General features: G+C 72.2%; 14 protein-coding genes and 2 pseudogenes. 11 read left to right on the top strand and 5 right to left on the bottom strand.

Annotation, left to right across the window (positions count from 1 at the left end):
* Positions 1 to 828 (bottom strand): annotated as a pseudogene (locus UW392_RS14030) (PucR family transcriptional regulator); the annotation flags it as partial.
* Positions 829 to 961: 133 nt separating this feature from the next.
* Between UW392_RS14030 and UW392_RS14035 the strand changes: the two are divergent.
* Positions 962 to 1,888 carry a proline dehydrogenase family protein gene (locus UW392_RS14035; RefSeq protein ID WP_320775294.1) on the top strand — a complete coding sequence of 309 codons (927 nt, stop codon included), beginning with the start codon at positions 962 to 964 and terminating at the stop codon, positions 1,886 to 1,888.
* A gap of 125 nt (positions 1,889 to 2,013) precedes the next feature.
* Positions 2,014 to 3,654, top strand: a complete 1,641-nt coding sequence (gene pruA, locus UW392_RS14040) for an L-glutamate gamma-semialdehyde dehydrogenase (protein WP_320775295.1) — start codon at positions 2,014 to 2,016, stop codon at positions 3,652 to 3,654.
* Between the two features lie 61 nt (positions 3,655 to 3,715).
* On the opposite strand, the gene UW392_RS14045 is transcribed toward pruA, so the two are convergent.
* Positions 3,716 to 4,294, bottom strand: coding sequence for a hypothetical protein (locus tag UW392_RS14045; protein WP_320775296.1), 579 nt, complete (start codon positions 4,292 to 4,294; stop codon positions 3,716 to 3,718).
* 450 nt (positions 4,295 to 4,744) lie between these two features.
* Here UW392_RS14045 and UW392_RS14050 point away from each other — a divergent pair, with 450 nt between their 5' ends.
* Positions 4,745 to 4,885, top strand: a complete 141-nt coding sequence (locus tag UW392_RS14050; protein WP_320775297.1) for a hypothetical protein — start codon at positions 4,745 to 4,747, stop codon at positions 4,883 to 4,885.
* 55 nt (positions 4,886 to 4,940) lie between these two features.
* On the opposite strand, the gene UW392_RS14055 is transcribed toward UW392_RS14050, so the two are convergent.
* Positions 4,941 to 6,533, bottom strand: coding sequence for a metallophosphoesterase family protein (locus UW392_RS14055; protein ID WP_320775298.1), 1,593 nt, complete (start codon positions 6,531 to 6,533; stop codon positions 4,941 to 4,943).
* 132 nt (positions 6,534 to 6,665) lie between these two features.
* Here UW392_RS14055 and UW392_RS14060 point away from each other — a divergent pair, with 132 nt between their 5' ends.
* The 6 genes from UW392_RS14060 (at position 6,666) to UW392_RS66955 (ending at position 17,054) form a co-directional block, all read left to right on the top strand.
* Positions 6,666 to 7,718 (top strand): 3-isopropylmalate dehydrogenase, encoded by a 1,053-nt coding sequence (locus UW392_RS14060; protein WP_320775299.1) that lies wholly within the window; start codon positions 6,666 to 6,668, stop codon positions 7,716 to 7,718.
* A 261-nt stretch (positions 7,719 to 7,979) separates the two neighbouring features.
* Positions 7,980 to 9,077 (top strand): branched-chain amino acid aminotransferase, encoded by a 1,098-nt coding sequence (locus tag UW392_RS14065; RefSeq protein WP_320775300.1) that lies wholly within the window; start codon positions 7,980 to 7,982, stop codon positions 9,075 to 9,077.
* 152 nt (positions 9,078 to 9,229) lie between these two features.
* Positions 9,230 to 10,510, top strand: a complete 1,281-nt coding sequence (locus UW392_RS14070) for a hypothetical protein (protein ID WP_320775301.1) — start codon at positions 9,230 to 9,232, stop codon at positions 10,508 to 10,510.
* A gap of 320 nt (positions 10,511 to 10,830) precedes the next feature.
* Positions 10,831 to 12,438, top strand: a complete 1,608-nt coding sequence (gene cimA, locus UW392_RS14075; RefSeq protein ID WP_320775302.1) for a citramalate synthase — start codon at positions 10,831 to 10,833, stop codon at positions 12,436 to 12,438.
* 134 nt (positions 12,439 to 12,572) lie between these two features.
* Positions 12,573 to 15,590 (top strand): CIA30 family protein, encoded by a 3,018-nt coding sequence (locus UW392_RS14080; protein ID WP_320775303.1) that lies wholly within the window; start codon positions 12,573 to 12,575, stop codon positions 15,588 to 15,590.
* Positions 15,591 to 15,692: 102 nt separating this feature from the next.
* Complete coding sequence (locus tag UW392_RS66955; protein ID WP_414496100.1) at positions 15,693 to 17,054, top strand: hypothetical protein; 1,362 nt, start codon at positions 15,693 to 15,695, stop codon at positions 17,052 to 17,054.
* Positions 17,055 to 17,059: 5 nt separating this feature from the next.
* Here the strand turns inward: UW392_RS66955 and UW392_RS14085 are convergent.
* Positions 17,060 to 17,977 (bottom strand): annotated as a pseudogene (locus tag UW392_RS14085) (DMT family transporter); the annotation flags it as partial.
* A 115-nt stretch (positions 17,978 to 18,092) separates the two neighbouring features.
* Here UW392_RS14085 and UW392_RS14090 point away from each other — a divergent pair.
* Positions 18,093 to 18,695 (top strand): helix-turn-helix domain-containing protein, encoded by a 603-nt coding sequence (locus tag UW392_RS14090; protein WP_320775305.1) that lies wholly within the window; start codon positions 18,093 to 18,095, stop codon positions 18,693 to 18,695.
* Between the two features lie 151 nt (positions 18,696 to 18,846).
* Here UW392_RS14090 and UW392_RS14095 read toward each other — a convergent pair whose 3' ends face one another.
* Positions 18,847 to 19,410, bottom strand: coding sequence for a YceI family protein (locus UW392_RS14095; RefSeq protein ID WP_320775306.1), 564 nt, complete (start codon positions 19,408 to 19,410; stop codon positions 18,847 to 18,849).
* Between the two features lie 335 nt (positions 19,411 to 19,745).
* Between UW392_RS14095 and UW392_RS14100 the strand changes: the two genes are divergently transcribed.
* Positions 19,746 to 20,591, top strand: coding sequence for an SDR family NAD(P)-dependent oxidoreductase (locus tag UW392_RS14100; protein WP_414496103.1), 846 nt, complete (start codon positions 19,746 to 19,748; stop codon positions 20,589 to 20,591).
* The last annotated feature ends 281 nt before the right edge of the window (positions 20,592 to 20,872 follow it).

Below are 20,872 nucleotides of genomic sequence, written 5' to 3' on the forward strand. Positions count from 1 at the left end.
GGCGGCGGCGACACCGGCGGCGGCGTCCGTCCCGCCGAGGCTCCGGGCCCGCTCGAGGAGCCGGTCCGCCGCCGCCACCGCCGGGCCCGGCACGTCCGCCGAGCGGAGCCGCACCAGCAGCGCCAGCGAGTGGGCGGTGTCCCCCGCGGTGTTCCCCCACGCCACCGTGCACAGCGCCGTCGCCCCCGGCACCGTACGCACGGACGGCGCGTCGTCCGGTTCGCCGGACGGCCACGGCGCGACGCACACCACCGTGTGCGGGACCTCCGCGCGGGGGCCGAGGGCGGCGCGCAGCTCGGCGACGGCCATGTCCCGCTGCCAGTCCTGCTCCGCGGTGAGCACCGCCCGCAGCTCACGGCCGAGACCCGCGCCCTGCCGGGCCTCGTCGGCGAGCAGCGCGCCGATCCGGGAGGTGACCGCCATCGCCGCCGCGAGCCGCCGGTCGGTCGGACCCGGGTCGGTGCTCAGCAGCCATACGTAGCCGAGGGCGACACCGCGATGGCGTACCGGCAGACAGATCCGGCCCCGGTTGACGCCCGCCTCCGGCGTCGGCGGGATGCGGACGGGGCCGGTGGCCCGGGTGATGCCGAACCCCTCGAACCAGGCGCGGACCTCGGGCGTGGAGCGCCGGGTCAGGATCGAGCGGGCGCGCACCGGGTCGAGGGCGGAGGCGTCCAGGGCCCCCTCGCTGTCGTAGGCGCCGAAGGCGATCAGCTCGAAGTCGCGGTTCTCCAGGGTCGCGGGCGCGTCCAGCAGCTCCGAGATCTCGTCGACCAGCTCCTGGTAGTCGCCCTTCGCGTCCGATGTCACCCGGGCATTGTCCCGCATCCCGCCCGCCCCTTCATACATCTGTCTGAGATATCCCGCACGGATGCGTGACAGGTGTCGATGGCCCACGATCGGAGTCATCCCTAGGTTTCACGGTGGCTGAGCCCGTTCGTTTTGCAAGTGGAGGTGGACCGTGCTGGGTCCCGTGATTCTCGCCGCGTCGCGCAGCGACCGGATGCGCCGTCTGGTCTCGGCGGCCCCGGTGACCAAGCAGGTCGTCGACCGCTTCATCCCCGGCGAGGACGTCGACGAGATCGTCCCGATCGTCCGGGACCTCGCCGGCCAGGGCCTGGAACTGACGATGGACGTCGTCGGCGAGGACATCACCACGCCCGAGCAGGCCGAGGCCGCCCGTGACGCGTACCTGGAGCTGATCGACCGGCTCAAGCCGCTGGAGCTCGGCACGCGCGCGGAGATGTCCGTGAAGCTCTCCATGTTCGGTCAGGCGCTGGACGGCGGCCACGAGCTGGCCGCGAAGAACGTCCGCCCGGTCGTCGAGGCCGCCGCCGAGATCGGCACCACGGTCACCCTGGACGCCGAGGACCACACCACCCTCGACTCGATGTTCGCCATCCACGAGGAGCTGCGGAAGGACTTCCCGGGGACCGGCTGCGTCATCCAGGCGTACCTGTTCCGCACCGAGGCCGACGCGCGCCGGCTCGCCGAGGCGGGCAGCCGCGTACGGTTGGTGAAGGGCGCCTACAAGGAGCCCGCCGAGGTCGCCTACCAGGACAAGCACGAGATCGACAAGGCGTACGTCCGCGTGCTGCGGACGCTGATGGACGGCGAGGGCTACCCGATGGTCGGGTCCCACGACCCGCGGCTGATCGCCATCGCCCAGGACCTCGCCCACCGCGCGGGCCGCAAGCCCGACGAGTACGAGTTCCAGATGCTGTACGGCATCCGCGGCGAGGAGCAGCACCGGCTGGCCGCCGAGGGCCACCGGATGCGCGTCTACACCGCGTACGGCACCGACTGGTACGGCTACTTCATGCGGCGCCTCGCGGAGAAGCCGGCGAACCTGCGGTTCTTCGCGCGCTCCATGGTCAGCAAGGGCTGAGAGAGCAGCGCAAGGGCTGACCAGCGCAAGGGCTGACCAGCGCAAGGTCCGAGAGACCAGTACCAGCGGGGGCCGAGCCCCGCACCCGCTCGCAACACCGCTCAAGTCAAGGAGTTACGGACACCATGGACGCTGTGACCCAGGTCCCCACCCCCGTCAACGAGCCGGTGCACGGCTACGCCCCCGGTTCGCCCGAGCGCGCCCGCCTGGAGGCCAAGCTCAAGGAGCTGGCCGACAACCCGATCGACCTGGTCTGCACCATCGGCGGCGAGCAGCGGATGGGCGGCGGCGAGCGCTTCGACGTCGTGCAGCCGCACAACCACCAGGCCCGCCTGGGCACCTACGCCAACGCCACCGAGCAGGACGCGCAGGACGCGATCGACGCGGCCCTCGCCGCCGCCCCGGCCTGGCGCGCGATGTCCTTCGACGACCGCGCGGCGATCATCCTGCGCGCCGCCGAGCTGCTCTCCGGCCCGTGGCGCGAGACCATCGCCGCCTCGACGATGCTCGGCCAGTCCAAGACCGCCCAGCAGGCCGAGATCGACAGCCCCTGCGAGCTGATCGACTTCTGGCGCTTCAACGTCTCCTACGCGCGCCAGATCCTGGCCGAGCAGCCCCCGGCCAACTCCGCGGGTGTCTGGAACCGCCTGGACCACCGCCCGCTGGAGGGCTTCGTCTACGCGATCACGCCGTTCAACTTCACGGCGATCGCCGCCAACCTGCCCACCGCGCCCGCCCTCATGGGCAACGTGGTGGTCTGGAAGCCGTCCCCGACGCAGACCCACGCCGCCGTGCTGATGATGCGCCTGCTGGAGGAGGCCGGTCTCCCCAAGGGCGTCATCAACCTCGTCACCGGTGACGGCCTGGCCGTCTCCGAGGTCGCCCTGAACCACCGCGACCTGGCCGGTATCCACTTCACCGGCTCGACCAGGACCTTCCAGCACCTGTGGAAGACGGTCGGCAACAACATCGAGAAGTACCGCACCTACCCGCGCCTCGTCGGCGAGACCGGTGGCAAGGACTTCGTCGTCGCCCACCCGAGCGCCGACCGCGCCGTGCTCAAGACGGCCCTGACCCGCGGTGCCTTCGAGTACCAGGGCCAGAAGTGCTCCGCCACCTCGCGCGCGTACATCCCGGCCTCCATCTGGAACGACGGGTTCAAGGAGGAGTTCGCGGCCGAGGTCGACGGCATCACCATGGGTGACGTCACCGACCTGTCGCACTTCATCGGCGCCGTCATCGACGAGCGGTCCTTCGCCAAGAACAAGGCGGCGATCGACCGCGCCAAGGACGACGCGTCCTGCACGATCGTCGCCGGCGGCACCTACGACGACTCGGTCGGCTACTTCGTCCGCCCGACCGTCGTCGAGTGCACCGACCCGGAGAACGAGGTCTTCACCACCGAGTACTTCGGCCCGATCCTCGCGGTGTACGTGTACGACGACAGCACGGCCGAGAAGTACGACGAGATGCTGGCCCAGATGGAGTCCGTCTCCGACTACGCGCTCACCGGCTCGGTCATCGCGAGCGACCGCGCGGCCGCCGCGTACACGATGGAGAAGCTGCGCTACGCGGCCGGCAACTTCTACATCAACGACAAGTCGACCGGTGCCGTCGTCGGCCAGCAGCCCTTCGGCGGCGGCCGCGCCTCCGGCACCAACGACAAGGCCGGTGCCCCGCAGAACCTGATGCGCTGGACGCTGACCCGCGCCATCAAGGACTCGCTGGTCTCCCCGACCGACTACCGCTACCCGCACATGGGCTGACGGCCGCCGGACGGAACTCGGGCCGGGCGCGAGCCCGGCCCGAGCCGTCTGCCGGACCGTGCTACTCGGCGCCCTGCGGCTTCAGCATGAAGCGGTAGGCGTCGTTGGGCAGTGCGTCGTCGAAGCCGACGTCCTTCTGTACGGACGTCTTGCACCGGTCGTAGACCGACACGACGTCCTCGCTGTCGCGGAACTTGTAGTTCTTGACGTCCGTGTAGGCCACGACCGCCCAGTCCGCCTCGCGCAGGTCGTGCACGGGGATCTTGTCGCTGGTGACGGTGTCCGTGACGCGCTTGATCCGCGCGGTGAGTTCGCCCTTGACCTTCTCCTTGTCGGGCGTGATCTGCCATTTCTTGACGCCGTTGTCCTCCAGCGCCGCGAGTTCGGCGAGTTTCACGCCGATGCTCTCGAAATACCCGGGAAACTCCTTGAGGTAGGCCCAGCGTTCCGAGGGGAACGAGTTCGGCCGCTGCTGCTCCACGCCGCTGCTGGGGTCGAAGACCCGGCGGGTGCCCGCGGGGCCGACGAACAGGTTGAACGGCGACCAGAAGAACATGCCGGTGAACTGGGCCTCCGCCGGAGCGGTGGTCCCCGAGGAGACCGGCCACCCCGCGAAGCGCTTCAGGGTTCCCCGGCTCACCCCCACCTCCTCGCTCAGTGCCTGGAGGAGCTGGATGTACTTACGGTCCAGAATGTGGTGCCCGGATCCTGAGGTTGTCCAGAAACCTCCGCGCGGGAAGCCAAGGAGGAATGATGCCCTGGGACTTCCGATTCACACTGGCCGGCCAGTCTGCGGCACGGGGCCGGCACCGGCCGCGGAGCGCCCGCGCGGAGCCGCTCCGGACCCCGCCGTCTCAGATAGTAGGAAGTCCGAGTAATTGTGCAGACAGGCGCGGCATCCTCGCTTAGCTTTGTAGGAGCCGAACGAAATCGCTCGACCCAGCGAACGGCGGCAGCGAGCCGGACCCCGCGCAGGCCACCCCTGCGGTCCGCTGCTCCCCGCCCCTTGTCGGCCTCCCGCAGTTCCGTCTTCCGTGCTCCCCGTACCGAAGACGTCCGTGCTCCCTGTGCCGAAGGAGTCGATCCCCCCATGGCCGAGACCGCCGTCCGCCGCCGAGTCCGTCACGCCTCCCGCACGAGCGACACCGACCGCAAGAACGCCGCCGCCGCCCTCCAGCGCTCCCTCGACCGCCGCGACAACGGCGGCTCGACCGGCCACACCGCCCACTAGCTCTGGCCCGGCACCGTCCACTAGCCCTGGCCCGGCACCGTCCACCGGGCCCGGCCTAGGAGCCGCGCCGTACCTCGAAGTGGTCGACGCGGGATCCCTCCGGCGTCAGTGCCGAGACCCGCAGTCTCGGCGCCGCGCCCGCCTCCGCCTCCACGGCGAGGAACGAGAAACCGCGGTAGCGCACCCGTGACCAGCCGACCCGCTCGGCAGGGGTGTCCCTTGACCGGGTCCAGCGGAAGCTGTCGACGGGCTCGTGCGCGGTGACGTGCCCCTCGTAGCTCTCCGCCGCGCCCGCCGGGAAGCCGTACAGCTCCCTGCCGCCGCCGCCCGCGGTGACGTAGACGGTCCCGTCCCGGGTCGGGTCCGTGGTCCCCCCGACCGGTACCGGCCGGCCCACCGCCCCGTCGCGGACGGCGTCCGTCCGCTCGTAGACGTGGTTGTGCCCGTTGATCACCAGGTCCACCTCGTACCGGGCGAACAGCGGGACCCACTCCGCGCGCACCCCGCCGTCCGAGGCGTGCGTCGACGTCGAGTACGCGCAGTGGTGGAAGAAGACGACGACGAAGTCGATCTCCGGCGCCGCCCGCAGCTCCGCCAGCCGCCGCCGCAGCCAGCCCGTCTGCCGGCCCTCCGAGAAGCCGAGATTGGCCGGGATCTCGTACGACACGTCGTTGGCGTCGAGCGCCACCACGCCGACGTTGCCGTAGCGGAAGGCGTACACCCCCGGCGCCCTCCGGGGATCGAAGCCGTTGTCCGGCAGGGAGAAGCGGGCCAGCTGGCCGCCGTAGCCGTCCGGCGAGTACCACGCCTCCATGTCGTGGTTGCCGGTCGTCACCATCCACGGCACCGACCGCGCCACCGGCTCCGTCTGCTCCAGGAACCGGTCCCATTGCGAGGCGTCGTAGAGGTCCGACTCCTTGCCGCGGCCCTTGTCGTCGGCGTAGCAGATGTCGCCCGCGTGCAGGTGGAACGCGGGGTCCTGGCGCAGCAGCACCCGGTTGTTGGCCACCGCGTCGCCGCCGACGCCCTGGTCGCCGAAGGCGGTGAACACGAACCGCTCCGGGTGCGCGGGCGCCGTGCGGAAGGAGGCGACGGTGGACCGGTGCGGTGGCGCGGCCGGGTCGAAGCCCTCGTGACCGACGCCGTAGTAGTACGTCGTCCCCGGGCGCAGGCCGTCCAGGGCCGCGTGCACGTAGTACTGCTCGGCAGCCGGGCGCAGCCCCGCCAGCTCCGGCGTCACCAGGTCCCGCAGCTCCGCGCCGATCCGGCGGTCCAGGTCGTCGGGGCGCAGGCCGACCCGGACGAACGGCCGGCGCACCGCGAGCGGCACCTGCCAGGAGATCCGCATCTGCCGCCGCGGATCGGCGCCGAAGGCGAGATGGCGGCCGAACGGCGTCACCACCGCGCCGGATACGGTCGACCCGGCGGGCGGCGCGGTCCGCGTGCTCCCGGCCCCGACCGTGCTCCCGCCCCCGGCGCCGTCCGCGGTCCCGGTGCCGGAGCAGCCGGTCAGCAGTCCGCTCGCCACCGCGCCCGCCGTCACCAGCGTGCGCCGGCGGGTCAGCCGGGCGCGGAGCAGTTCGTGCTGCTCCGCCATGCTCATCCCGCGCGCCTGCGCGGCCGGGATGCCGAAGTCGGGAAGGTCCATGCCCTCAGCGATTCCCCGCACCGGCCAACACCCGCCCCGCGTACGGGTGAACACCGGCCGACGGGACGGCGCCGCTGTCCGTATGCCGGACAGCGTGTGTCATCCCATGGGACGGGGAGTAGGGTGCCCCGCATGTCGGCTAGCTCTCGCATCCTCAATCTCGCAGTCATCCCCGGCGACGGCATCGGCCAGGAGGTCGTGGCCGAGGGCCTGAAGGTCCTCACCGCCGCGCTTCCGCAGGATGTGAAGCTGGAGACCAAGGAGTACGACTTCGGCGCCCGTCGCTACCACGACACCGGTGAGACCCTCACCGACGCCGACCTCGAAGCCCTGAAGCAGCACGACGCCATCCTGCTCGGCGCCATCGGCGACCCGTCGGTGCCGTCCGGCGTCCTGGAGCGCGGCTTCCTGCTCAAGCTCCGCTTCGCCTTCGACCACCACGTGAACCTGCGTCCGTCGAAGCTGCTCCCCGGCGTCGAGACCCCGCTCGCCGGCCAGCCGGAGATCGACTTCGTCGTGGTCCGCGAGGGCACCGAGGGCCCGTACACGGGCAACGGCGGCACCATCCGCAAGGGCACCGAGCACGAGGTCGCCACCGAGGTGTCGGTCAACACGGCCTTCGGCGTCGAGCGCGTCGTCCGCGACGCCTTCGCCCGCGCCCAGGCCCGTCCCCGCAAGAAGCTCACGCTGGTCCACAAGAACAATGTGCTGACCTTCGCGGGACACCTGTGGACGAACATCTTCACCAAGGTGGCGAAGGAGTTCCCCGAGGTCACCACCGACTACATCCACGTCGACGCCGCGACGATCTACCTCGTCACCGACCCGGCCCGCTTCGACGTGATCGTCACCGACAACCTCTTCGGTGACATCATCACCGACCTCGCCGCGGCCGTCTCCGGCGGCATCGGCGTCGCCGCGAGCGGGAACATCAACCCGTCCGGCGAGTTCCCCTCGATGTTCGAGCCGGTGCACGGCTCCGCGCCCGACATCGCCGGCCAGGGCAAGGCCGACCCGAGCGCCACCGTGCTCTCCGTCGCCCTGCTCCTGCGCCACCTCGGCCACGAGTCCGAGGCCGCCCGCATCGAGGCGGCGGTCGCGGCCGACCTCGGCGAGCGCGTCGGCAAGCCCGCGCGCTCCACCTCGGAGATCGGCGACGCGCTCGCCGTACGAGTAGCCGGCTGACCGGGCCGCGCACTCGAAAACCAACCATTCGAAGCCGCCGGGTCCGGAAAAACAAGGCACCCGGCGGCTTTCACCTGTCCCCGCCGGGTGCGACCATCGAACCTGGGCCGCATTCACCCCGTTTTCATCCGTCCCGGACCGCGCGCGATAATCGAACGCGGGGCCGCGACATCAGGGAATGCTCGGACGTCCTAGCACTGGCCACTGGCAGTACGGGCGTGAGCGCGGCCCGTCACGACAACCGGTGAAGGACACCTACCCATGACGACGCCCACGACGACCTCGATCGAGCTGAAGCCCTCCGCCCACCCGCTGTCCGCCGCCGAGCGGGACGCGATCCTGGCGAACCCGGGCTTCGGCCGCCACTTCACCGATCACATGGTGACGATCAAGTGGACCGAGGGCCGCGGCTGGCACGACGGCCAGCTCGTTCCGTACGCCCCGCTCTCCATGGACCCCGCCACGATGGTCCTGCACTACGCGCAGGAGATCTTCGAGGGACTGAAGGCGTACCGCCGGCCCGACGGGTCCGTCGCCACCTTCCGCCCGGAGAAGAACGCCCGCCGCTTCCAGGCGTCCTCCCGCCGGCTGGGCATGCCGGAGCTGCCCGAGGACGCGTTCATCGCGGCGTGCGACGCACTGGTCGGGCAGGACCGGGCGTGGGTCCCGGCGCACGGCGGCGAGGAGTCGCTCTACCTGCGCCCCTTCATGATCGCCACCGAGGTGGGCCTGGGCGTCAAGCCGGCCAACGAGTACCTGTTCATCGTCATCGCCTCCCCGGCCGGCGCCTACTTCCCCGGCGGGGTGAAGCCGGTCTCCATCTGGGTCTCCGAGGACCGCGTCCGCGCCGTCCCCGGCGGCATGGGCGACGCCAAGACCGGCGGCAACTACGCCGCGTCCCTGCTGGCCCAGGCCGAGGCCGCGGCCAAGGGCTGCGACCAGGTCTGCTACCTCGACGCCATCGAGCGCGAGTGGGTCGAGGAGCTGGGCGGCATGAACCTGTACTTCGTCTACGACAACAAGATCATCACGCCGTCCCTCACCGGTTCCATCCTGGAGGGCGTCACCCGCGACTCGCTCCTCACCGTCGCCCGCGACCTCGGCTACGAGGCCGAGGAGGGCCGGGTCTCCGTCGACCAGTGGCAGCGCGACTCGGAGAACGGCTCCCTGACCGAGGTCTTCGCCTGCGGCACCGCCGCCGTGATCACGCCGGTCGGCACGGTCAAGCGGTCCGGCGCCGAGTGGAACCAGGGCGGCGGCGAGCCCGGCGAGGTCACGCTGAAGCTGCGCCGCGCGCTGCTCGACATCCAGCGCGGCACCGTCGAGGACACCCACGGCTGGATGCACACGCTGGCCTGACCGCCTCTCCCCGTCGTACGACCCGGCTCGCGGACGTCTGATCACCGGGCCGGGTTGTACGACTTACGGGCGATTGCCGCGTGCGGCTCCGGTGCGTTTGTCTCGTTGTGCGCCTCGGCATGAGGCCGGGGGGACAGCGCTCTGGGGGAGAGATGCGAAGAAGACTGGCGCGGGGAGCGGGGGCGATGGCGCTCGCGGGGGTGTTGGCCGTCACGGCGGCCCTGTCCGCGGAAGCCGCGCCGCACCGGGGGAAGACCGTGCGGATCAGCGTCCCCGCCGACGGACAGCAGGTCGAGGACGGCGGCAACAGCCCGTCCATCAGCGGCGACGGCCGTTACGTCGCCTTCCAGTCGACGTCGCCGGGCCTGGTCCCGGACGACACCGACAGCCAGACGGACGTCTTCCTGCGTGATCTGCGCAAGGGCACCATCGAGCGGATCAGCGTACGCGACGACGGCAGCGAGTACCCGCTCTCGGCATGGGAGGCCGCCGTCAGCTCCGACGGCCGGTACATCGCCTACACGGCGGGAACGGGCTCGTACGAGGACCACACGACCTTCTACGGGGTGTACCTCAAGGACCGGCGGAAGAAGCGCACCGAGCTGGTCAGCCTCATGGACGACGAACGCCCCGTCGCCCAGGCCTACGGGGTCACCCAGGTCAGCAGGGACGGCCGGTACGTGGCCTTCGCCGCGTACTTCAGCGAGACCGGCGAGACGGCGCCCGGTATGCGCAGCGGCATCTACCTGCGCGACCGCGAACTGGGCACCACGAAACTCATCAGCACCAGCACACCACCCGTCGCCGGCGGTACCGGCTGGGGCGTGGGCTACTACTTCTCCATGAGCGCCGACGGCAGCCGGATCGCCTACTCCCTGGAACGCGGACGGGGCACGTACTACGTCCACCTCTGGGACCGCCGCACCGGCCGCACGGAACTGTTCGACCAGGGCTCCTCCGTATCGGGCGCGGGCCGGGCGCCGACGTTCAGCGGCGACGGGCGCTACGTCGCCTTCCGGTCCGCCGCGTCCGACCTGGTGCCGGGCGACACCAACGGAGTCCCCGACGTCTTCGTCCGCGACCTGCGCCGGGGCACCACCGAGCGGGTGTCCCTCGCGGCCGACGGCGGGGAGTTGGACCAGAGGTCGGAGACGCCCGTCATCACCGGGGACGGCCGGCACGTCTTCTTCACCTCCACCGCCACCGGACTGGTCCCCGGCGGAACGCAGCCGAACCAGCTCTACGTCCGTGACCTGCGCAGGGACATCACCCGGCAGGTGACCGCCCCCCTCACCGAGGACGACTCGCCCACCTGGCCGGTGGCCGCTCCCAGCCGCGACGGCCGGACCGTCGCCTTCGAGTCGTTCGCGGAGAACCTGGTACCCGACGACACCAACCGGTCACCCGACGTCTTCGTCCGCCGGATGCGCTGACCCGCACCCGCTGACCAGCGCGGCGCTCGCATCCTGAGACACCCCGTGAGCGCGGGGGCGGACTGTGCCAGACTGCCCCCGTGCTCTCGTTCGCCATGATTATTGGCAGCAGGCGCGCCGGTCCGCAGTGACCGTCTCGTACGACCAGGTACGGGCGGACACCGTCGTCCTCGACCCGCGCGCAGACCTCTCGCACCCGCGAGGGGTTTTTCTGTTTCCTGGCCCACCCCGAGCCGGGAGACGAGCGCGAGGGATCATGAGCGGACGGTGGAACCGGTCATTCCGGTAGACCGAGATCCCATACAGGAGTCCTGAAGATCATGACCGCACCCAGCGAGCTGCTCGACGATTCGTTCCACGTCTTCGACACCACCCTGCGCGACGGCGCGCAGCGCGAGGGCATCAACCTCACCGTCGCGGACAAGCTGGCCATCGCACGGCACCTGGACGACTACGGCGTGGGCTTCATCGAGGGCGGCTGGCCCGGCGCCAACCCGCGGGACACCGAGTTCTTCGCCCGCGCCCAGAAAGAGATCGACTTCCGGCACGCCCAGCTCGTCGCCTTCGGCGCCACCCGCCGGGCCGGGGCCAAAGCCGCCGAGGACCCCCAGGTCAAGGCGCTCCTGGACTCCGGCGCCGACGTCATCACCCTCGTCGCCAAGTCCCACGACCGGCACGTCGAACTCGCCCTGCGCACCACCCTGGACGAGAACCTGGAGATGATCCGGGACACCGTCTCCCACCTGCGCGCGCAGGGCCGCCGCGTCTTCCTCGACTGCGAGCACTTCTTCGACGGCTACCGCGCCAACCCCGAGTACGCCAAGGCGGTCGTCCGTACCGCGGCCGAGGCCGGCGCCGACGTCGTCATCCTCTGCGACACCAACGGCGGCATGCTCCCCGCGCAGATCAGCGCCGTGGTCGCCACCGTCCTCGCCGACACCGGCGCCCGGCTCGGCATCCACGCCCAGGACGACACCGGCTGCGCCGTCGCCAACACCCTCGCCGCCGTCGACGCGGGCGCCACCCATGTCCAGTGCACCGCCAACGGCTACGGCGAGCGCGTCGGCAACGCCAACCTCTTTCCCGTAGTGGCCGCGCTGGAGCTGAAGTACGGCAAGCAGGTCCTCCCCGAGGGCAGGCTGCGCGAGACCACCCGTATCTCGCACGCCATCGCCGAGGTCGTCAACCTCACCCCCTCCACCCACCAGCCCTACGTCGGCGTCTCCGCCTTCGCCCACAAGGCCGGGCTGCACGCCTCCGCCATCAAGGTCGACCCGGACCTGTACCAGCACACCGACCCGGCCCTGGTCGGCAACACCATGCGGATGCTCGTCTCCGACATGGCCGGCCGCGCCTCCATCGAGCTGAAGGGCAAGGAACTCGGCATCGACCTCGGCGGCGACCGCGAACTCGTCGGCCGGGTCGTGGAGCGCGTCAAGGAACGCGAACTGAAGGGCTACACCTACGAGGCCGCCGACGCCTCCTTCGAGCTGCTGCTCCGCGCCGAGGTCGAGGGCGGCCCGCTGACGTACTTCACCGTCGAGTCCTGGCGCGCGATCGTCGAGGACCGCCCCGACGGCACCCACGCCAACGAGGCCACCGTGAAGCTCTGGGCCAAGGGCGAGCGGATCGTCGCCACCGCGGAGGGCAACGGCCCGGTCAACGCCCTGGACCGGGCGCTGCGCGTCGCCCTGGAGCGGATCTACCCGCAACTCGCCCAGCTGGACCTGGTCGACTACAAGGTCCGCATCCTGGAGGGCGTCCACGGCACCCAGTCCACCACCCGCGTCCTGATCAACACCTCCGACGGCACGGGCGCGTGGTCGACGGTGGGCGTCGCCGACAACGTGATCGCGGCGTCGTGGCAGGCGCTGGAGGACGCGTACACCTACGGGCTGCTGCGGGCCGGGGTCGCCCCCGCCGAGTGACGCGCGGGACGGGACGGGCGGCGTCGCGCGGACGCTGCCCGTCCTCTTGACGGTCGCAAGGGGCCCCAGTTAACTCACGGCGCGAACTAAGTCACGAGCAGTCATGAGTTGGCTTACGAGAGTCGAGGGACTCCATGCGAAGAACCGCCCTGCTCGCCTGCGCCACCCTCCTCACCGGACTCCTCCCGCTCACCGTCGCCGGCGCCGCCGCGGCCGACGACCCCGTCCCGGTCCCCGTCGACCGCTTCGAGGGCGAGGTGCCCTTCGCCTCCCCGCCCGCCGAGGGGATCTCCACCTGGGGCGGCGACAGCGACGACCCGCCCACCCTGGAACTGGCCGCCCGCGCCGACGCCCCCGAGGGCGAGAAGGTCCTGGCCGGCACCTACGACATCAGCGGCTACGGCGGCTTCACCCACCAGTACGCGAACGCCGGGCCCGCCCACGACTGGTCGGCCCACCAGGGCATCCGCCTCTGGTGGGAAGGGCACGGCACCGGCAAGAAGATCAACTTCGAGATCAAGGACGGCGGGGCGAACGGCGACGCGTCCGAGCTGTGGACGACCTCCTTCGCCGACGACTTCACCGGCTGGCAGCGGATCGAGCTGCCCTTCACCTCCTTCGCCTACCGCACCGACTACCAGCCCGTCGGCGGCATCAACCAGATCCTCGACCTCACCGCGATGTGGGGGTACGCCGTCACCCTGCCCACCGGCGGACCGGGCGAGTTCGCGATGGACGGCGTCGAACTGTACGGCCGCGCCGACCAGTCGCTGCGCGCCTCCGTCACCACCGGCGCCGCCGTGTACCCGGTGTCCGAGGGCGGCACCGCGTCCGTCGCCGTCACCGTCTCCACCACCGGTGCCGCCCCGCTGGAGGAACCGGTCACTGTCGCCTACCGCACCGCCGGAGGCACCGCCACCGCCGAGAAGGACTACACCCCGGTCGCCGGCACCCTGACCTTCCCGGCCGGCACCGCCTCGGGCACCACCCGCACGGTCCGCGTCAAGACCCTGAAGGACCGCTCCGCCGAGGAGGCCGAGACCGTCCCGCTGGAGCTGACCGTCACCGGCGCCAAGGCCCCCGCCGAGAACCCGGGCGTGGTCGTGGACGCCCACGGACTGCCGTACCTGGACTCCCGGCTCCCGGTGAAGAAGCGGGTCGCGGACCTGCTCTCCCGGATGACCCTCGCGGAGAAGGCCGGGCAGATGACCCAGGCCGAGCGCGGCGCCATGTCCGCGCCCGGCGACATCGCCACCTACGCCCTCGGCTCGCTGCTCTCCGGCGGCGGCTCCACCCCGACGCCCAACACGGCCGAGGCGTGGGCCAGGACGGTCGACTCCTTCCAGCTGCGCACACGCGCCACCCGCCTGCAGATTCCGCTGATCTACGGCGTGGACTCGGTGCACGGCCACAACAACCTGACCGGCGCGACGGTCATGCCCCACAACATCGGGCTCGGCGCCACCCGGGACGCGGAACTCGTCGAGCGCACCGGCGAGGTGACCGCGAGCGAGACCCGCGCCACCGGCGTCCCCTGGACCTTCGCGCCCTGCCTGTGCGTCGCCCGCGACGAACGCTGGGGCCGCACCTACGAGTCCTTCGGCGAGGACCCGGCACTGGTGAAGTCGCTGGAGACGGTGGTCCAGGGCCTCCAGGGCCGCGCCGACGGCCGTGACCTGGACCGCTCCGACCGGGTGCTGGCCACCGCCAAGCACTACGTCGGCGACGGCGGCACCACCTACGGCTCCTCCACCTCCGGCAGCTACACCATCGACCAGGGCATCACCGAGGTCACCCGCGAGGAGCTGGAGGCCGTCCACCTCTCCCCCTACCGGGACGCCGTCGACCGGGGCGTCGGCACGGTCATGCCGTCCTTCTCCTCGCTCGACATCGCCGGCGACGGCCAGGGCCCGGTGAAGATGCACGCGCGCGCCGACATGATCAACGACGTGCTCAAGGGCCGGCTGGGCTTCGACGGCTTCGTCATCAGCGACTGGGACGCCCTGTACCAGCTCCCCGGCGACCGCGCCGCCCAGGTCCGCACGTCGGTCAACGCGGGCGTCGACATGATGATGGTCCCCTACAGCTACAAGGAGTTCAGCACCACGCTGGTCGACGAGGCGGAGGCGGGCCGGGTCACCGAGGAGCGGATCGACGACGCCGTCGCCCGCGTCCTCACCCAGAAGTTCGCACTGGGCCTCTTCGAGAAGCCGTACGCCGACACCCGGAACAGCTCGAAGATCGGTTCCGCCGCGCACCGGGCCGTCGCCCGCGAGGCGGTCGCCGAGTCCCAGGTGCTGCTGAAGAACTCCGGCGGACTGCTCCCGCTGAAGAAGAACCAGAAGGTGTACGTCGCCGGGTCCAACGCCGACGACATCGGCAACCAGTCCGGCGGCTGGACCATCACCTGGCAGGGCTCTTCCGGCGACATCACCCCCGGCACCACGGTCCTGGAGGGCCTGCGCGGCGCGGGTGGCGACGTCACCTGGTCCGCGGACGCCTCGGCCCCGACCGGCGGCCATGACGTCGGCGTGGTCGTCGTCGGCGAGACCCCCTACGCCGAGGGCGCCGGCGACGTCGGCAACGGACACGACCTGGAGCTGTCCGCCGCCGACCGGGCCGCCGTGGACAGGGTCTGCGCCGCGATGAAGTGCGCGGTGCTGATCGTCTCGGGCCGGCCGCAGCTCATCGGTGACCAGCTCGGCGACATCGACGCGCTGGTCGCGTCCTGGCTGCCGGGCACCGAGGGCGACGGGGTCGCCGACGTCCTCTACGGCAAGCGGCCCTTCACCGGACAGCTCCCCGTCACCTGGCCGAAGTCCGAGGCGCAGCTGCCGATCAACGTCGGTGACGCCTCGTACGACCCGCAGTTCCCCTACGGCTGGGGGCTGACCACGAAGACGCGCGTGCCACAGGGCGGGGAGTCGACGCTGAAGGCGCTGGCCGCCGACGCCAGGGCCGCCGAGCGGTCCGGCGACGACGAGGCGGGTACCGCCGCGGTGACGAAGGCCCGGCTGCTGGTCCAGCAGGAAATCGCCGGGCAGCTCACCGAGGCGGTGGCGAAACCCTTCGCGGAGGCCGACCGCCTGGCGACCGGCGGCTCGTACGCGGCGGCCGTCGCGAAGCTCACGGCGGCCCACCGGGCGGGCTGACGCCCCGCGGGAGGAACGGTTCCGTAAGGCCCCGGCGGTGACCCCCGCCGGGGCCTTCCCCAGCCTCGTCCTTTCCGTTCTGTTTAAGGTACTTTCGAATGTATGAGGACCGCACTGGCTCGTCTGCTCGTCCGCCTCCTGATCGTGCCGGTCGCCGCCGTCGCGGCGGTGCTGTCGGTGGGCGCCTCCGGCGCGCACGCGGCCACCGACGTCTCCGAGATCGCCGAGGCGCTGCGCGACCGCCCGGTCTACGTGGACCCGGCCGCCTCCGGCCTGCTCTCCGAGGCCGACGCCGACGCGCTCGCCGACAAGATCGAGGACGCGGACAAACCGGTCTTCGTGGCGGTCCTCCCGGCGGACTACCCGACCCAGGACCTCTTCCGCACCCTGCGCACGGAGACCGGCGTCACCGGCCTCTACGGCATCCGGCTCGGCGACCGCTTCGACGCCCGTGCCGACAGCAGCGTGCTGAGCAAGCAGGGCGTCACCAACCTGGTCGCCGCCGTGCAGGGCGCGGGCGACCCCAAGGCCCAGCTCAACGACTTCGTCGACGACGCGCTGCGCAACACCGGCGGCACGGCGCCGAACGGCTGGAGCGAGGGGTCGGGCGGCGGGGTGCCGGTCGCCGGACTGATCACCACCGGCGCGCTCGTGGCCGTCGGCGGCGCCGGCGTCTACGCCCTGTCGCGGCGCAACCGCCGCCGCCACGAGGAGGAGCAGCGGGCCGCCCTGGAGAAGCTGCGGGTCGTCGTCGACGAGGACATCACCGCCTTCGGCGAGGAACTGGACCGGCTCGACTTCCACCCCGGCGAGCCCGGCGCCGACGACGCGATGCGCGCCGACTACGAACAGGCCCTGGACTGCTACGACCGCTCCAAGACCCTCATGGCCGGCGCGCGCCGCCCGGAGGACGTGCGGGCGGTCACCCAGGCCGTGGAGGACGGCCGGTTCTCGCTGGCCCGGCTCGCCGCCCGGCGCGAGGGCGGGCCGCTGCCGGACCGGCGCCCGCCGTGCTTCTTCGACCCGCGGCACGGCCCCTCGGTCGCGGACGTCACCTGGACCCCGCCGGGCGGCGCCACGCGCGAGGTGCCGGTGTGCGCCGCCGACCGGACCCGGCTCTCCGACGGCCTCGACCCGATGGTGCGCGAGGTCGACACCGACGCGGGCCGCCGCCCGTACTGGGAGGCCGGACCGGCCTACGGCCCCTGGGCGGGCGGCTACTTCGGCGGCGGCATCCTCCCCGGCCTGCTGGTCGGCACCATGCTCGGCAGCATGATGGCGACCCCGGCCTACGCCTCCGACTACGGCGCCGGGTACGGCGACTTCGGCGGCGGCTACCAGGGCGGCGACATGTCCGGCGCGGACTTCGACCCGACCGACTTCGGCGGCGGGTTCGGCGGCGGGGACTTCGGGGGCGGCGGCACCTTCGGCGGCGGGGGAGGGGACTTCGGCGGCGGGTTCTGACCGCCCGTACGGTCCCTGGCGCCGAAGTCGGCGCCGGCTTCGGCGCCGGAGGCGCGCGGTTCGGCCGAGCGGACGACGACGACCGCCGCGAGCCCCGCGGCCAGGCCGACCGCGGTCTGCGCGCCGAAGTGCTCACCGAACATCAGGGCACCCCACACGGCCGTGACCGGTGCCATCAGGAACATCAGGGTGTTGACCCGCGTGACGCCGGAGCGGCGCAGGATCAGCCAGTACAGGCCGTAGCCGCCGAAGGTGGGCAGCACCACCAGCCAGGCCGTCGCCGTCCAGAAGCCGGCCGAGGCGGGCGGTGTCGCCGACCCCGTGACCAGCGCCAGTACGGAGAACAGCGCGGCGCTGGTCGCGCAGTGCACCGTCAGGGCCACGCGCGGCGCGACCGGCTCCGGTGACCTTCCCTCCAGGAACGTGGCCGCGACCAGCGCGAACATGCCCAGCAGCGGCACGAGGTACGCCCACCAGGCCACCTCCGCGCCCGCCGCCCCGGCGTCGGCCAGGGTGACCACGGCGACGCCGGCCAGGCCCAGCCAGAGGCCGAGCCACTGGCGCCGGGTGACGTACTGCCGCAGCAGCGGCCCGGCCAGCGCGCCCGCGACGAGCGGCTGGACGCCGTCGATCAGGGCGGTGGTGCCGCTGGAGACGCCGAGCCGGATGGCGTAGTAGACGCTGAGCAGGTAGCCGCTCTGGGACAGTGCGCCGACGGCGATCTGGCGGCCGAGGGCGCGTGGTGCCAGGCCGCGCCATGCCGTCCGCGACGACACCGCGGCGGCGACGGCCAGGGCGGCGGCCAGCGGCAGGAAGCGCCACATCAGCAGCGTGGTCGGGGCGGCCGTGTCCGCGCCGAGCTTGGCGCCGATGAAACCGGAACTCCAGCACAGCACGAAGGCGACCGGGAGCAGGACGTTCACGACGGCCTCCTGGGTCTCCTCGGTGGTGACGGATCTGCGTGGTAGACAGATCTGTTTACTCCGCTCGGGTGCCCACTATACAGATCGGTATACGCGAGTCGGTAGACTGGACGGTATGGAGACCGTGAACACGGCCGTGACGGCACCGCACCGGGTCCGCATGACGCCCGCCGGGCGCCGCATCCTCGCCGCCGCCGAGCGGCTGTTCTACGCGCGCGGCATCCACGCCGTCGGCGTGGACCTGATCGCGGCCGAGGCGGGCGTGACGAAGAAGACGCTCTACGACCGGTTCGGCTCGAAGGAGCAGATCGTCGTGGAGTACCTCGCCGGGCGTGACGAGCGCTGGCGGGCGCTGCTGGCCGAGCGGCTGGAGGCGGCGGGACCGGCGCCGCGGGCTCGCGCCCTGGCCGTCTTCGACGCCTCGCGCGACTGGTCGGCGGAGCACGGCGCCAAGGGGTGCGGCATGGTCAACGCGCACGCGGAGATCAGCGACGCGGAGCACCCGGCGTACCCGGTCATCACGGCGCAGAAGGCGTGGATGCTCGGCCTCTTCACCGAGCTGGCGCGGGCGGCGGCGGGCGCCGGGGCGGCGGACCGGCTGGGGCGGGCGCTGATGCTGCTGCACGAGGGCGCGCTGGTCGCGCACGGGCTGAAGGTGTTCCCGGACGCGTTTGAGACGGCGCGGGAGCAGGCGCGGGCGCTGCTGGCGGCGGGCTGACGCCCGCGCGTCGACGCGAGCGCCCGCCCTCGCGGGGAGGGCGGGCGCTCGCGCGGACGGGGACGGGGGCTGGGACAGGGACGAGGGCGGGGACGGGGACGGGGACGGGGACGGGGGTTAGGGCGGGGGCTGGGGCGGAGGCGGGGGACGGTCAGGCGTTCTTGATCGCCGAGATGTCGAAGGTCAGCTTGATCTTGTCGGAGACCAGCACGCCGCCCGTCTCCAGCGCGGCGTTCCAGGTCAGGCCCCACTCCGAGCGCTTGATCTGCGCGGTGCCCTCGAAGCCGACGCGGTCGTTGCCGAACGGGTCCTTCGCGGCGCCGTTGAACTCCAGGCCGATGGTGATCTGTTTCGTGGTGCCGAGGATCGTCAGATCACCGGTGACGCGGTAGTCGTCGCCGCCGGCGGACTCCACCGAGGTGGAGCGGAAGGTCATCTGCGGGAACTCGTCGGTCTTGAAGAAGTCCGCGCTCTTGAGGTGCCCGTCGCGGTCGGCGTTGCCGGTGTCGATGCTCTGCATCGTCACGTCCAGGGCGGCGGTCGACTTGGCGGGGTCGGAGCCGTCCAGGTGGAGCGTGCCGCTGAAGTCGCGGAACTGGCCCTTGACGTTGGTGACCATGGCGTGCCGTGCGACGAAGCCGATCGTGGTGTGCGCCGGGTCCAGGGTGTAGTCACCGGTCAGGGCGGCGAGCTCGGGGTTCACGGACGTGCTCATGGTGTCTCCTCCAGGATGCGGGGTGCGGGTGCGACTCGCACCTTGGTCGTTGAATGTTCAATGAAGTCCAACGGGAACGACCGTAGACCTATTCCGTTCAATATTCAACATCATCGGCGGAGTTCCGCGCGAGCCGTTCGCACGGAGGGCGGTCGCGCGGTCGGTGCCGTGGACGCTGGGACGGTATTCCTCCGCCGGGCCGCGCGGCTACCGTCCGGACACGCGGTACCGCCGCCTGGCGCATTCCGGCCGCCCCTATGGGCGGACCCAGCGCGCCGGAGGCGGCCGCCGGTGTGATGGTGACGGGAGCCGAGAACCCGCCCGGGAGGCATCTCGTGACCCAGCCAGGCCCGCCTTCCCTCCGCAAGGACCTCGACGCGGAACGGGAACACACACGCGAAGAGGTGTCCCTGCGGGACGCCCTTGACGCCCCCGACCGGCGCCCCGTCGCCCTCGTCACCGGAGCCTCGTCCGGCATCGGCGCCGCGACGGCCCACCGCTTCGCCGCCGGCGGATGGCGGCTGCTGCTCAGCGGCCGCGACCGCGACCGGCTCGACGGGACCGCCGCCGCCACGGCGGGGCTGGCCCTGCCCGCCGACCTCACCGCCGCCGACGGGCCCCGGCTGCTCGCCGAGTCCGCGCTCGCGGCGGCCGGCCGGATCGATGTCCTGGTGGCGGGCGCGGGCATCGGCTGGGCCGGTCCGTTCACCGCGATGCCGCGCGCGGACCTGGACCAGGTGCTGGCCGTCAACCTCGGTGCGACGCTCCGCCTCGTCCACGCGGTGCTGCCCGCGATGGTGGCGGCGGGCCGGGGCCGCGTGGTGCTGGTCGGCTCCGTGGCCGGCACGGTCGGGGTGCGCCGGGAGGCGGTCTACTCCGCGAGCAAGGCGGGCGTGGCGGCGTTCGCCGAAGCCCTGCGGCAGGAACTGCGCGGCACGGGGGTCGGCGTGACGCACGTCGTGCCGGGCCCGGTGGACACGCCGTTCTTCGCCCGGCGCGGCACGCCGTACGAACGGCCCTGGCCGCGCCCCACCGCGCCGGCCCGGGTCGCCGGCGCGGTCTGGACCGCGGTCCACCGCGACCGGGACGACGTCCACGTCCCGGCATGGCTGAGCGTCCCCGGCCGGGTACGGGGGCTGGCACCCGGGGTGTACCGCCGCTTGCTGACCCGGTTCGGGTGAGGACGGGGGCTTGCCGGCCCCGGGCCGGGTGAGGGCGGGGGCTTGCGGGCCTGGCCTGGTCGGCCCTCGGCCCTCCCGGCCCTCGGCCCTCCCGGCCCCCGGGCCTCCCGGCCTGGTCCCCCGAACCTCCCGGCCTGGCCCCCTGGGCCTCCCAACCCGGCCCGGCCTCCTGGCCCTCCGGCCTCCTGGCTCTCCGGCCTCCCGGCCTGGCCCTCCGGCCTCCTGGCCCTCTGGCCTCCTGGCCCGGCTCCCCGGCCCGGCCTCCTGGCCCTCCGGCCTCC

It is taken from the genome of Streptomyces sp. CRN 30, from assembly GCF_034105845.1.

Excerpts from the sequence above, each read along its gene's own strand:
- pruA (WP_320775295.1), top strand. The coding sequence starts at position 2,014 with ATGGACGCTGTGACCCAGGTCCCCACCCCCGTCAACGAGCCGGTGCAC.
- UW392_RS14050 (WP_320775297.1), top strand. The coding sequence starts at position 4,745 with ATGGCCGAGACCGCCGTCCGCCGCCGAGTCCGTCACGCCTCCCGCACG.
- UW392_RS14055 (WP_320775298.1), bottom strand. The coding sequence starts at position 6,533 with ATGGACCTTCCCGACTTCGGCATCCCGGCCGCGCAGGCGCGCGGGATG.
- UW392_RS14060 (WP_320775299.1), top strand. The coding sequence starts at position 6,666 with ATGTCGGCTAGCTCTCGCATCCTCAATCTCGCAGTCATCCCCGGCGAC.
- UW392_RS14065 (WP_320775300.1), top strand. The coding sequence starts at position 7,980 with ATGACGACGCCCACGACGACCTCGATCGAGCTGAAGCCCTCCGCCCAC.
- UW392_RS14070 (WP_320775301.1), top strand. The coding sequence starts at position 9,230 with ATGCGAAGAAGACTGGCGCGGGGAGCGGGGGCGATGGCGCTCGCGGGG.
- cimA (WP_320775302.1), top strand. The coding sequence starts at position 10,831 with ATGACCGCACCCAGCGAGCTGCTCGACGATTCGTTCCACGTCTTCGAC.
- UW392_RS14080 (WP_320775303.1), top strand. The coding sequence starts at position 12,573 with ATGCGAAGAACCGCCCTGCTCGCCTGCGCCACCCTCCTCACCGGACTC.
- UW392_RS66955 (WP_414496100.1), top strand. The coding sequence starts at position 15,693 with ATGAGGACCGCACTGGCTCGTCTGCTCGTCCGCCTCCTGATCGTGCCG.
- UW392_RS14090 (WP_320775305.1), top strand. The coding sequence starts at position 18,093 with ATGGAGACCGTGAACACGGCCGTGACGGCACCGCACCGGGTCCGCATG.
- UW392_RS14095 (WP_320775306.1), bottom strand. The coding sequence starts at position 19,410 with ATGAGCACGTCCGTGAACCCCGAGCTCGCCGCCCTGACCGGTGACTAC.